Annotated in this window: 11 protein-coding genes; all 11 read left to right on the plus strand. The window is 50.4% G+C overall.

What is annotated here, in order from left to right; all coding sequences use genetic code 11:
• Nucleotides 1-31: 31 nt before the first annotated feature.
• A complete protein-coding gene (gene lon / locus ACIFQM_RS13840) occupies nt 32-2,368 on the plus strand; it encodes an endopeptidase La (RefSeq protein WP_430044284.1) in 2,337 nt (778 codons plus the stop codon).
• 18 nt (nt 2,369-2,386) lie between these two features.
• Nucleotides 2,387-3,001: a ribosome biogenesis GTP-binding protein YihA/YsxC gene (gene yihA, locus ACIFQM_RS13845; RefSeq protein WP_430048326.1), complete on the plus strand. Its 615-nt coding sequence runs from the start codon at nt 2,387-2,389 to the stop codon at nt 2,999-3,001.
• Between the two features lie 263 nt (nt 3,002-3,264).
• Nucleotides 3,265-4,659, plus strand: a complete 1,395-nt coding sequence (hemA, locus tag ACIFQM_RS13850) for a glutamyl-tRNA reductase (RefSeq protein WP_430044236.1) — start codon at nt 3,265-3,267, stop codon at nt 4,657-4,659.
• A gap of 16 nt (nt 4,660-4,675) precedes the next feature.
• Nucleotides 4,676-5,503, plus strand: a complete 828-nt coding sequence (gene ccsA, locus ACIFQM_RS13855; RefSeq protein WP_430044238.1) for a cytochrome c biogenesis protein CcsA — start codon at nt 4,676-4,678, stop codon at nt 5,501-5,503.
• An 8-nt stretch (nt 5,504-5,511) separates the two neighbouring features.
• Nucleotides 5,512-6,159, plus strand: a complete 648-nt coding sequence (locus tag ACIFQM_RS13860) for a precorrin-2 dehydrogenase/sirohydrochlorin ferrochelatase family protein (protein WP_430044286.1) — start codon at nt 5,512-5,514, stop codon at nt 6,157-6,159.
• Between the two features lies 1 nt (nt 6,160).
• Nucleotides 6,161-7,087 (plus strand): hydroxymethylbilane synthase, encoded by a 927-nt coding sequence (hemC, locus tag ACIFQM_RS13865; RefSeq protein WP_430044240.1) that lies wholly within the window; start codon nt 6,161-6,163, stop codon nt 7,085-7,087.
• Between the two features lie 4 nt (nt 7,088-7,091).
• On the plus strand, nt 7,092-8,645 hold the full coding sequence (gene cobA / locus ACIFQM_RS13870) for a uroporphyrinogen-III C-methyltransferase (RefSeq protein ID WP_430065686.1): 1,554 nt from the start codon (nt 7,092-7,094) through the stop codon (nt 8,643-8,645).
• A gap of 45 nt (nt 8,646-8,690) precedes the next feature.
• Nucleotides 8,691-9,689, plus strand: coding sequence for a porphobilinogen synthase (gene hemB / locus ACIFQM_RS13875; RefSeq protein ID WP_430065688.1), 999 nt, complete (start codon nt 8,691-8,693; stop codon nt 9,687-9,689).
• A gap of 31 nt (nt 9,690-9,720) precedes the next feature.
• Entirely contained in the window at nt 9,721-11,025 is a 1,305-nt protein-coding gene (hemL, locus tag ACIFQM_RS13880) for a glutamate-1-semialdehyde 2,1-aminomutase (protein ID WP_430044247.1), read from the plus strand.
• Nucleotides 11,022-11,933 (plus strand): RluA family pseudouridine synthase, encoded by a 912-nt coding sequence (locus ACIFQM_RS13885; protein WP_430065690.1) that lies wholly within the window; start codon nt 11,022-11,024, stop codon nt 11,931-11,933. Before hemL ends, ACIFQM_RS13885 begins: the two co-directional genes overlap by 4 nt.
• Before the next feature lie 125 nt (nt 11,934-12,058).
• Nucleotides 12,059-13,342 carry a LysM peptidoglycan-binding domain-containing protein gene (locus tag ACIFQM_RS13890; protein ID WP_430065692.1) on the plus strand — a complete coding sequence of 428 codons (1,284 nt, stop codon included), beginning with the start codon at nt 12,059-12,061 and terminating at the stop codon, nt 13,340-13,342.
• Nucleotides 13,343-13,575: the final 233 nt, after the last annotated feature.

Here is a 13,575-nt window from a genome sequence, read left to right on the forward strand (position 1 = left end):
GAACCTGAGAATCACTGGAGGTGCGAAAGCGATGGGACCCAACAAGACAAAAGGTCGTCGTTTTCCTTTGCTGCCTTTAAGAGGACTTCTCGTCTACCCGAGCATGGTGCTGCATCTCGATGTGGGCCGGGAAAAATCGGTCAAGGCTTTGGAAAAAGCGATGGTTGAAGATAATTTGATTCTCCTGTGTTCTCAATCAGAAGTGAATATTGAAGAACCCGCACAAGAGGATATTTTTAGAGTCGGCACGGTAGCCAAAGTGCGCCAGATGCTCAAGCTTCCCAATGGAACGATTCGGGTGCTGGTGGAAGGGCTGGAACGTGCCGAAATTATTCAATATACGGAGAATGAGGAATATTACGAGGTACTGGCGAAGGAGCTGCATGAGGCAGAAAACGTGCATCCCGAGACAGATGCACTCATGCGCACGGTTCTGACCCAGTTCGAGCATTATATTAACTTGTCCAAAAAGGTAACCCCCGAAACTCTGGCTGCGGTATCCGACATTGAGGAGCCCGGACGGCTGGCTGACGTGATTACAAGCCATCTAACGCTCAAAATCAAGGAGAAGCAGGATATACTGGAGACGATCGACGTAACTCAACGTTTGGAGAAGCTTTTGGATATTTTGAATAACGAGCGTGAGGTATTGGAGCTGGAACGTAAAATTAACCAGCGCGTGAAGAAACAGATGGAGAAAACGCAGAAGGAGTATTACCTGCGTGAACAAATGAAGGCGATCCAGAAGGAGCTTGGCGAGAAGGAAGGTCGCGCGGGAGAAGTAGAAGAACTGCGCAATCAGCTAAGTGAACTGGAACTGCCCGCTCCTGTGAAGGAGAAGGTTGAGAAGGAAATCGACCGTCTGGAGAAAATGCCTGCAAGTTCTGCTGAGGGCGGGGTTATCCGTAATTATGTCGATTGGCTGTTAAGCTTGCCATGGAACAAGTTTACGGATGATGATCTGGATATCGTCAAGGCTGAAGAGGTACTGAATGATGACCACTATGGACTGGATAAGCCGAAGGAGCGGGTGCTGGAGTATCTGGCTGTACGCAAGCTGGTGAAGACCATTAAGGGGCCGATTCTGTGTCTCGTAGGCCCACCGGGGGTCGGCAAGACCTCGTTGGCTCGTTCCATCGCCAAATCCATGGGGAGGGAATTTGTCCGCATCTCGCTCGGAGGTGTGCGGGATGAAGCAGAAATTCGTGGTCATCGCCGCACTTATGTGGGCGCGATGCCAGGGCGTATCATTCAGGGGATGAAGACGGCAGGAACGTCTAATCCAGTCTTTTTGCTGGATGAGATTGATAAAATGGCTTCAGATTTTCGAGGTGACCCTTCGGCGGCGTTGCTGGAGGTGCTTGATCCCGAACAGAACAATACGTTCAGTGACCATTTTGTCGAGCTGCCCTTCGATTTGTCCAATGTGATGTTCGTGACGACAGCCAATGCTGCGCACAACATTCCGCGTCCGCTGATGGACCGGATGGAGACATTGTACATTCCGGGTTACACCGAGCTGGAAAAGCTCGAAATCGCCAATCGTTATCTACTGCCCAAGCAGAAGAGAGAGCATGGTTTGGAAGAGGAACGGCTGGACATCGGAGAGGATACGCTGCTGCGTGTTATTCGCGAATATACCCGTGAATCCGGTGTGCGGAATCTCGAACAGCAAATGGCTTCTCTGTGCCGTAAGGCTGCGAAGTCAGTGGTATCTGGAGGAGAAGGCCCGATTCGAATTACACCGGTTAATCTGAAAGATTATTTGGGCGTCGCCAAATTCCGTTACGGTGTAGCGGAGCTGGAAGACCAGATTGGTACAGTTACAGGCTTGGCGTGGACAGAGGTCGGCGGTGAAACGCTGATGATTGAAGTGACGGTCGTGCCCGGCAGCGGTAAGCTGATTCTTACAGGTAAGCTGGGTGACGTTATGAAAGAATCCGCGCAGGCAGCATTTAGCTATACTCGCTCCAAAGCGGTTGAGCTGGGCATTGCTACGGACTTTTATGAGAAAAATGATATTCATATCCACATTCCGGAGGGAGCGATTCCGAAGGATGGACCATCGGCGGGGATTACCATTGCGACAGCGTTGATTTCAGCGCTGACCAACCGTCATGTATCCAAGGATGTAGCTATGACGGGTGAAATTACCCTGCGCGGCCGCGTATTGCCTATTGGCGGGTTGAAAGAGAAGTCGCTGGCTGCCCACCGGGCAGGCTACAAAAAAATTCTGCTTCCCAAGGATAATGAACGGGATCTAAAAGATATTCCCGACAGTATTAGGCAGGATGTTGAATTTGTTCCCGTTGCCCATATGGATCAGGTGCTAGAGCATGCTTTGGTTGAGCAGGCAAGGGCACATTAGAGAGGAATTAAGGACATAATGAAAGTAACAAAAGCAGAATTTATTATTAGCGCGGTTGGCCCCGATCAGTTCCCTGTGGACGCTTTGCCGGAGATTGCTCTGGCGGGGCGTTCCAATGTAGGGAAGTCGTCACTGATTAATCGGTTGATTAGCCGTAAAAACTTGGCGCGGACCAGCTCTACGCCGGGGAAAACACAGCAGCTTAATTATTACCGGATTAATGATGATCTCTATTTCGTCGATTTTCCGGGTTACGGCTACGCAAAGGTATCCAAAACGTCCCGTAAAGCCTGGGGACAAATGATTGAGTCGTACTTGCTGGAACGGGAGCCGCTTAAGCTGGTGCTTCAAATGGTCGATTTGCGTCATCCACCGTCCAAGGATGATATCATGATGCACGACTGGCTGCGCCATCACGGGCTTCCGGTATGCGTTGTAGGCACGAAGGCAGATAAAATCCCCAAGACACGGCGGGAGAAGCATTATAAAGTAATCAAGCAGGAACTCGGAATACTTCCTGGGGGTTTGTTTATCCCCTTTTCATCTGAAGAAGGCATGGGTAAGGACGAGCTATGGTCGGTCATCTCCGGCTATATTGAGAACGACGAAGACGAAGAACAACCAGAAATCTAAGAAGAAGGACGTCCATGGAGGGCGCTCTATCGGAAAAGATATATGCGAAGAATAACCATGGATTTATTCCATGGTTATTTGTTTTAAGACTGGTTCAAACTATATCAAACGATAGAGAACATTTTGGATGTTGGAGTTTGCCATACAATTTTCATAAACAATTCATAAAACAGCCGGAGGACATTCGGACTTCTGTGATATAATTAACATAGTTTGTGATAACAGTAGTTATTCTTATTACAGTTTAGGCAGGTGAACTTGCAATGCACATCGTCGTTGTTGGGTTGAATTATCGTACGGCGCCTGTGGAAGTCAGAGAGCGTTTTACATTTGCGGAACAAGATTTGCCAAAAGCGCTGGAACAACTCAAACTCACCAAAAGTGTGCTGGAGGGCGTAATTGTCGCAACCTGCAATCGGACTGAAATATATGTCGTGGTGGACCGCCTTCACATGTGCGGTTATTTTATACGCAGTTTTATGGAGCAATGGTTCGGTATTCCTCGCGATCAATTTACACAGCATTTATATATATATGAGGACGAGCAGGCCATCCGGCATTTGTTCCGTGTGACTTGTGGCCTGGATTCTATGGTGATCGGAGAAACACAAATTTTGGGACAGGTGAAGAACGCTTTTCTTCAGGCTCAATCCCAGAAAATTACGGCAACGTGGTTTAATATGCTGTTTAAGCAGGCCGTCACATTGGGCAAGCGTGCCCATTCGGAGACGTCCATTGGAGAAAGCGCCGTATCCGTCAGCTATGCAGCAGTGGAGCTTGGCAAACGGATTTTCGGGATGTTTACCGATAAGAAGGTGCTGATTCTCGGTGCGGGCAAAATGAGCGAGCTTACCGTTAAGCATTTGTACAGTGGGGGAGCAGCCGAGGTCATTGTGGCGAACCGGACTTTATCCAGAGCGGAAGATTTGGCTTCCAAGTTTCACGGAACGCCGGTCACGATGGAGGAAGGCATGAATCGGTTGGCGGATGTGGACATTGTCATTAGCTCGACAGGTGCACAAGGATATATTCTGGATCGGGAGCGGGTTGAAGCCAGTATGAAACGCCGTCGGTCCCGTCCTTTGTTTATGATTGATATCGCGGTTCCACGTGATTTGGACCCGGCTATTGGCGAGTTGCAGAATGTTTTTCTTTATGATATTGATGATCTGGAAGGCATCGTGGAGAGTAATTTGGAAATGCGTCGTACCGAGGCTGCCAAAATTGAGCATATGATCGAAGGGGAACTTGGCGAGTTTTATCAATGGTTAAAAACGATGGGAGTGCGTCCGGTGATTCGTGCTTTACAGGAAAAAGCAGAGTCCGCGCATCAGGATACGCTGGAAAGCTTGTTCAACAAGCTTCCCGAGCTGGATGAACGACAACGCAAAGTGATTAGCCGTTTGACGAAAAGCATGCTGAATCAGATGATGCATGATCCGATCAATTCGGTGAAGGAACTGGCTGTCCAAAAGCAGGGGAATGAGGCGCTTGAACTGTTTAGCCACATTTTTGCTCTGGAGGATCGTTTGGAGGACGCCGCTCAGAAAGTAGATAAAAGCGATGCATCCGCGTTAATGAAACCGGAGGTCGGTATTCATGAAAAATCCGGTCAGGCCCAAGCCTCGCCAGCGTCGTTTGCGCCGGCTGGCCTGTAAAGGCGGGTGAGTGGACGTGGCTTTAAGCACGCTTATATATGATTCGATGATTTATGTTTTTGCCCTGAGCCTTCTGTTTGTATTCTCGGATGGCATTCGCCGTAATGCGAGTGCCAAACGGACAGGTACAGGGCTTCTTGCTGTCGTTCTTGTGCTCCAGCTTATATATATGGGAATGAGAACCTGGAACGAAGGACATCTTCCTTTTTTCGTGACTTACGATTTTTTATTTCTGTTTTCATTTATTTTGGTCCTGATTTCTTTAATACTGTCACGTTATCAGCGGTCAGAATTTGCGGTATTGCTGCTTAACATTATTAGTTTTGCGGTTCTTGTGCTTAATAATATATGGATGGAGCCCACCAACAATCCGCTTGGGAGTTGGCATACGGTGCATGGGCTGCTTCTCATCCATATCGCTTTGGCCAATCTTGGCTTTGTAGCCATGACGGTAGCGGCTGTATTTTCGGGGCTCTATCTGTTTTTGCATCGTAAATTGAAAGTTAAAAAATGGAATGATACGATCCGGCGTCTGCCGAGTCTGGAAATGATGGATCGGTATACCCACATGGCGTTGTTGATCGGTACTCCTTTGCTTGGGGTCTCCATTGTAGTTGCCGTCATTTCTATTATTGCTGAAGAACGCTGGCGTCTGCTTCTGGATACTAAAGTATTGATGACAGCAATAGCCCTGTGCGTGTATATTGTATTTTTAGTGAGCAAAAGATTCAATCAGAAGTCGGGCCTCGTGATGGCAAAATGGGCATTGGTGGGCTACACGCTATTGATTCTTAACTTTTTGCTGAATTCCTGGTCTGTATTTCATCAGTGGACAGGAGAGTGAATGGCCATTTGCAGCATTTTGTGCCGATTTCGCTGAATTGTAAAAATAAGATCTGTTGTATTGTGGGCGGTGGAAGGATAGCGGAACGCAAGGTAAAGGGACTGATGGAAAGCGGGGCGTTCATTACCGTCATCAGTCCGAATATAACGCCGGATTTACAGGTTCTGGCCGATCATAAGCAGCTCCACTGGGTAAATCGCGTATACCGCGAGGGTGACCTCCAGGGAGCCTTTCTTGTATATGCGGCGACCGACCGGAGAGATGTGAACGATGCGGTTGCGCATGAGGCCAGACAAAGGGGTATACTGGTAAATGTGGCGGATCGTTCGGAAGAGGCGGACTTTATAACACCGGGCATCATCCGGCGGGGCAGGCTAACGATCAGCGTATCCACCGCAGGTGCGGGTCCGGCAGTTACATCCGAAATTACATCGGCTTTGGATACGCTGTTTGGTAGGGAATACGAACCGTATCTGGATTTCATGTACGATATGCGGCAAGCGATTAAACATACCGTATCTTCCCCGCAGCAAAGGGCGAAACTGCTGAGACGTTTGGCGAGTAGCGGAATTTTGGAGCAAATACGACGTCAGGAATTTACGGTATGGACTCAAGAAGAGATAGACACATGGATTGCGCAAAATCAGGAGGAATAGCATGCGAACAATTGTGGTAGGTAGCAGACAGAGCGCGCTTGCGCTAACTCAGACCGGGCATGTCATCGAGGATTTGAACGCGTTGTGCGCGGAGCATGGGCTGGATATGCAGTTTGTCGTAAAAAAAATATTGACCAAGGGCGACCGGATTTTGGATGTAACGTTGTCCAAGGTGGGTGGCAAAGGGCTGTTTGTCAAAGAAATTGAACAGGCCATGCTGGCTGGTGAAATTGATATGGCAGTACATAGTATGAAGGATATGCCGTCAGAATTGCCTGAAGGGCTAGTGAACGGCGCGGTACCGCGTCGGGAGGACCCGCGGGATTGTCTCGTTTCCCAGGGATTCAAGAGCCTGGAAAACCTGCCGCAAGGGGCAAAGGTCGGCACAAGCAGCCTGCGCAGAGCTAGCCAGATCAAGTCATTACGACCGGATCTTCAATTGGAGCCTGTGCGCGGTAATATTGATTCCCGTCTGAAAAAGCTGGAGACTGAAGGTTTTGACGCCATCATTTTGGCGGCTGCAGGTTTGAACCGGATGGGCTGGAAGGACCGAATCACGTCCTATATACCGGAGGAAGCCTGCTTGCCAGCAGTCGGACAAGGAGCGCTCGGTATTGAGTGCCGTGCAGACGATGAAGAGCTGCTGGCGTTGCTGCGCCTGTACAACGACGAGGATACCTCAGCTACGGTTGCGGCAGAACGAACCTTCCTGGGCGTGCTGAATGGGGGATGCCAGGTGCCAATCGGGGCTCACGCAGTCTGGGCTGACCAGGAAATCCGCCTCACGGGCATGGTAGGCTCGCCGGATGGCGAAGTTATTTTGAAGGAAACGCTCCAGGGAAATGATCCGCAAAAGCTGGGAGAAGCTGTGGCGGCCAGCTTGATCGCCAAAGGAGCGGAACAGATTCTGGCGCAGGTGAGGGGGTGATGAAATGGCAGGAAAGGTATATTTAGTAGGCGCAGGACCCGGAGACGCAAGACTGATTACGGTCAAGGGCTGGGAATGCATTCAACTGGGTGATGTTATTGTCTATGACAGACTGGCAAGCCCTCGCCTTTTGGGTTTGATGAAGCCAGGTGCCCAAAAAATATATGTTGGCAAGCTGCCGGATCGTCACACCATGAAGCAAGAGGAAATTAATCAGTTGCTGGTGGACTTGGCCTTGGAAGGAAAAACGGTTGTTCGGCTCAAAGGGGGAGACCCCACCATCTTTGGTCGGGTTGGAGAGGAAGCCGGACTGCTGCGTAAACACGGTATTTCCTATGAAATCATACCTGGCATCACTTCAGCAATCAGCGTACCCGCCTATGCGGGCATTCCGGTTACACATCGGGATATGGCTTCATCGCTGTCTATCATTACGGGGCATGAAAGTCCAGACAAGCTCGACAAGAGTATTCATTGGGATAAAGTAACGAACGCAACGGGCACACTGATCTTTATGATGGGTGTAGCGAAGATCGGCTATATCAGTGAGCAGCTGATGAAACACGGCAAATCGCCAGGCACCCCCGTTGCTTTAATCCGTTGGGGAACGCGGGCGGAGCAGGATACACTGGTGGGTACGCTAGCAGATATTGAGGCCAAGGTGAAAGCGACGAATTTTCAGCCTCCCGCCGTTATCGTCGTCGGAGAAGTGGTTAATCAGCGTGAGCAGTTAAAATGGGCTGAGGATATGCCTTTGTTCGGCAAGCGGATTTTGGTTACACGTGCGCGCGCTCAGGCCAGCAGTCTGGTTCATCGGATTGAGGAGCTTGGTGGAGAGCCTTATGAATTTCCAGTCATCCAGACGGTTATCCCTTCGGACGAGCCGACACAACGGCAAATTAAAGAGGCGTTTGCGCGACTGCCTGAATACGACTGGGTGTTTTTTACCAGCGTTAACGGAGTGGAATACTTTTTCACTCATCTGAAGGAACAAGGCAAGGATGTGCGTTCGCTGTTTAAGGCGCGTATTGCCGCAGTCGGGCCAGCCACAGCGGCGGCATTGCGGTCACATGGAATTGAAGCGGAGCAGATCGAAGGTCCCTTTCAGGCAGAGGGCTTGCTCGAAGCGTTTAAGCAGGATTTGCAGGCGGGGCAGAGCGTATTTCTGCCAAGAGGCGATCTCGCTCGGTCCTGGCTGCCGGAGCAGCTGAGAGAGCTTGGACTTGAGGTGACCGAGGCCGATTTGTATCAAACCATGCTGGCGGCAAACGCACAGGATGATGAGCTGCTCAAGCTGCTTGAGGAACGTGCCATCCATGCGATTACTTTTACCAGTTCCTCAACCGTCACCTTTTTTCTGGAAGCACTCAGGCAGATGGGAGTCGAAGATCCGCTGTCGCTGCTGGAGGGAGTGACGATCGCTGTGATAGGCCCTCTCACCGGAGAAACAGCGACCCAAGCGGGCCTGAACGTCAGCTTCATGGCGGAAAAGGCAACCATTGAAAGCTTGGTCCAATCGCTATGTGACTGGAAACAATCAAGCTCTGTGACATCATAATTATATTTTACCAAATGGATCTATAAAAACTGGAGGTTTGCAATCATGAATGTTCCTTTTACCAGACATCGCCGTTTGCGTCAATCCGCTGCTATCCGCAGTATGGTGCGTGAGACGGTATTGAATCCAGCTGATTTTATCCAGCCGATCTATGTAACATTCGGTACAGGAGTGAAGCAGGAAATTAGCTCCATGCCCGGTGTGTACCGCTTTTCTCTGGATCAACTGGAAGAAGAACTGAAAGAAATTAGTGAGCTTGGCATTCCTGCCGTGCTCCTGTTTGGCATACCGGAGACGAAGGATAGCTTGGGTACTTCGGCTTTTGTGGACGATGGTATTGTTCAGGAAGCTACACGTCTGATCAAGTCGCGTTATCCCGAGCTGCTGGTTGTGGCTGACACTTGTTTGTGCGAGTTTACGGATCATGGGCATTGCGGTATGGTCCACATGCATGAGCATGATGGTGAGGTATGTGGTGAAGTGCTGAATGACGAATCTCTGGAGGTGCTGGTACGTACAGCCGTTTCTCAAGCCAGAGCGGGCGCTGATATTATCGCGCCATCCAATATGATGGACGGTTTTGTGCAGGCGATTCGACAAGGGCTGGATGAGGAAGGCTTTTCGCATATTCCGATTATGTCGTATTCCGTCAAATATGCGTCTGCTTTTTATGGTCCTTTCCGGGAAGCGGCAGATTCTGCACCGCAATTCGGTGACCGCAAATCCTATCAGATGGACCCTGCTAATGCGCGTGAAGCATTGCGAGAAGCAGAATCCGACGTGCTGGAAGGTGCGGACATGCTGATGGTGAAGCCGTCCCTTTCGTACCTGGATGTGATGCGCACGATTAAGGATCAATTTGATCTGCCTATGGTGGCTTACAACGTAAGTGGTGAATATGCGATGGTCAAGGCGGCAGCTCTTCAAGGCTGGATTGATGAAAAAGCGATGGTGCTGGAGATTCTGACGAGCATGAAGCGCGCAGGTGCAGACATGATTATTACCTATTCCGCCAAGGATGCGGCAAGATGGTTGAAGCAATAAGCTTATTTTTCAGAAGATTGGAGTGATCAGAATGATCAACGAACAACGAACAGTACGCGAGGATGCGCGCTCCAAAGCAGCCTTCGACGAGGCAAAGCAATATATTCCGGGTGGCGTAAACAGTCCAGTAAGGGCTTTTAAATCCGTTGGCATTACACCTGTTTATATCGACCGTGGAGAAGGATCGCGGGTATATGATATCGACGGTCAATCCTATATTGACTATGTATGTTCATGGGGACCGCTCATTATGGGACATGCGCATCCTGAGGTCGTTAAGGCTATACAGGCTGCAGTTGTCAAAGGAACCAGTTTCGGAGCGCCAACGTTGGCGGAAACTGAAATGGCGAAGCTTGTGTGTGAGCGTGTTCCTTCCATGGATATCGTTCGTATGGTCAGCTCGGGAACCGAGGCGACGATGAGCGCGATTCGACTCGCACGCGGATTTACGAGCCGCAGCAAAATCCTTAAATTTGAAGGCTCTTATCATGGTCATGCGGACAGCTTGCTGATTAAAGCAGGCTCTGGTGTAGCAACACTGGGTCTGCCCGATAGCCCCGGTGTACCCGAGGTCGTGGCCAGACATACGTTAACCGTACCTTACAATGATTTGGCTTCGGTGAAACTGGCCTTTGAAAAATTCGGCGAGGAAATTGCCGCCATTATTGTCGAGCCAATAGCCGGAAATATGGGAGTCGTACCGCCACAACCCGGATTTTTGGAAGGACTGCGCGAAGTAACCCGACAGTACGGAAGCCTGCTGATTTTTGATGAAGTCATGACCGGATTCCGGGTAGGACTTCATTCAGCTCAAGGTCGTTTTAGTGTGACCCCGGATCTTACATGCCTGGGTAAAGTTATTGGCGGAGGACTGCCTGTCGGTGCTTATGGTGGACGCCGCGATATTATGGAGCAGATTGCACCGTCTGGTCCGATCTATCAGGCGGGTACGCTTAGCGGGAACCCACTTGCTATGGCAGCAGGCTATTCGACGCTTAAATTGTTGACACCAGAAGTATATGACCGACTGGAGGAACGGGCAGCACGGCTTGAGGCTGGATTCGAGCGTAATGCACGTGAGCTGGGCATACCTGTCACGATCAACCGTGTGGGTTCCATGGTTTGTCCATTTTTCACGGAAGAAAAGGTTGTCAATTTTGATACAGCCAAAACAAGTAATCAGAACCACTTCCGCCGTTACTTTACCGAATTGGTGAACGAGGGAGTCAGTGTGGCACCATCCCAATTTGAGGGCATGTTTGTGTCGGGTGTGCATACGGTGGAAGATATTGATGCTACCATTGAAGCGAACTATCGCGCGCTCAAACGTCTATGAGCTGGCAGGGCGGCTGTAAAAGACGGGGACCATGGCTGGAAATCACACCGGGACGGGAAATCACAGAGGGTGAGTATCGCACCGATGCTGTCGATCATTGGCTGCTGAACCGTTTGGATCTACCAGACAAGCTGTGGCGCAGACTGCGACATGAAAAGCAGATTGAACTTGCGGGGGACCGGCTGCGGCTGGCCCTTTTTCCTGTTACGAACCTTGGTGTGACCCCTCGCTGGTACGATTTGAAGGTGCTGTATGAGGATGATTTTTGCCTGGTCGTACACAAACCGGCGGGTATGGGGGTACATCCGGACGGAGCTGTAAAAGAGGGTCCGCTGACGTTGGATCATGCGGTCGCATCGTATTATGAAATGAATGGCATCCATGCGGCAGTACGGCATGTGCATCGTCTGGATACGGATACTACAGGCCCAGTGCTGTATGCCAAAAATGAATTCGCGTTGCTCAAGCTGGACGAGCAGATGCGGGCCAAAGATATCGGTCGCCGTTATGTGGCTTTGGTACGGGGGAAAGTACCTTCATCACTGCGGACGCTGGATTGGCCGATTGGCAAGGACAGGCATCACAAGCAGCGTCGCCGTGTTTCTCCGACCGGACAGAGCGCGGTTACCCATGTGGAACTTGGTGAATTGTTGGGGAGCGGTCAAAAGGCGGTTAGCCTCGTATATTTAACACTGGAAACAGGCCGAACGCACCAGATTCGCGTTCATCTTAGCCATGCGGGCTATCCGTTATTGGGGGATGTATTATACGGTGGACGGGCTGCTGATTTTGGCAGGCAGGCGCTGCACGGAGAGCGTCTTACCTTCCGTCATCCGCTGAGCGGTGAAACGATTACTGTGGAAGATGCTTGGCCGGATGATTTTCAAAAGCTACATCAACAGCTATAAAAGATGGCATGCCTTCTATTTTGGCGCATATACTTGAACCTAGAAACGGTTTGCAATATGGAGTTTCCGTGCGCCTGACAGGAGTCAGAGGATGTGCGGAGGCTGCCCAAAGGAGGATGCCATCCTTGAACAAACAACAGAATGATCAGCCGCAAGGCTTGCGTTTTGATATTTATGAACGCATTCATTTGACGGAGGAAGCTGCCGGGATTGCTGAGTTGGAGGAAATTGAGATTCTGCCACGCATTCAGGTTGTAACCCACGGCGACCATGCCGCTTTGCGAGGGCATTTGCTGCTGGAGGGCGTGTACCGCACACCTGAACAGGTAACGAACGAGCTTCATCATTTGATCCCTGTGGAAATTACGATTCCACTGAATCGGGTAGGAAGACTGGAAGACATTTCAGTCGAGATTGAGAATTTCGATGTGGACCTGCTATCATTACGTAGTCTGAATATTACAGGTGTCCTCTCCCTGCACGGGGTGGAAAGCTCCCATGCGGAGGAGACAGCGGTTTGGCTGGATGAGGAATTTACGGTGGTGCACGCACCTGAACATCCTGCTCGCCCCTTTTCCGCGAATGCAGAGCAGCGTCAGGAAGAAACTTATGCCACCCAGAATTCTGTATCCGATCATACGACGGAGTCGGAATCTTCATACAGGGTGCCAGCTCAGCAGGATTACGCTTCCTGGGAACAGCCATCACAGGAGTATGGGGAGCACAAGTCATCACCGGAACACCAAGGTTATGAGCCTGCTGTAGACCCGAACCGGATCTATGAGCCTTGGACGGGTAAAGCTGTTGAAGACAGCACTTCCGAGGTAAAGTATGAGCATGAGACACCAGAAGTATGGGGATTTCAGCAAGAGGAAGCATGGACGGGAAGTGACCCGAAAATATCCTCCACCGCTCCCGATGTGGTCTATGATCCTTTGCCAGCTGAACCGCATCACGCGACGAAGCCAGAGATCTATCTGGAGCCGCAGCTGGAAGCAGGTCAGGTGGACGCTGTGTCCCATGACACTGTTGCAGACGATAAACCAGAGATGCGCGTGGCGCTGAACAGCAAAAAGGACGAAAAAGCAGACGAGCCGGACCCGGTGGTCTACTCATCATTGCTACAATCCAGTCGTTCGGTGAAGGAAGCGGAATACCAGCAGCAACTGGAGCAAGAACCGCAGGGGAAGGAAGCCCAAGAAGAGCGTGAGGATGCCAAATGGAAAAACCTTTTTTTCCATACACAGGATGAAACGCCGTTCCGCAAGGTCCGATTATGCATTGTGCAGCGTGAAGATACACTGGAAACGATCGCTGATCGCTATCAACTCAGTACACGGGAGCTTCAACTGTATAACAAGCTGGCAGAGCATCATGTAGAAGAAGGGCAGGTATTGTACATCCCTTAATTCGGTCATTGGAAAATGAGCAACGGGTGTTGACTATAGTCAATGGGAAATGTATGATGTGGTATAGCTATTGAAAGACTGAGATCGGGAAGAGTAGGCAGCAAGCCCTTCAGAGAGTGGAATTGCAGCGCTGTGAGGTTCCGCAGGAAGCTACTGGCCGAAGTCACCCGGGAGTCGCCTGTTCGAACGGTCCCTCATTTAATCCCAACGGAAGGTACGAGGTTCACGGTAGA

The organism is Paenibacillus sp. NRS-1782, assembly GCF_050467685.1.
GTDB lineage: Bacteria > Bacillota > Bacilli > Paenibacillales > Paenibacillaceae > Paenibacillus > Paenibacillus terrae_A.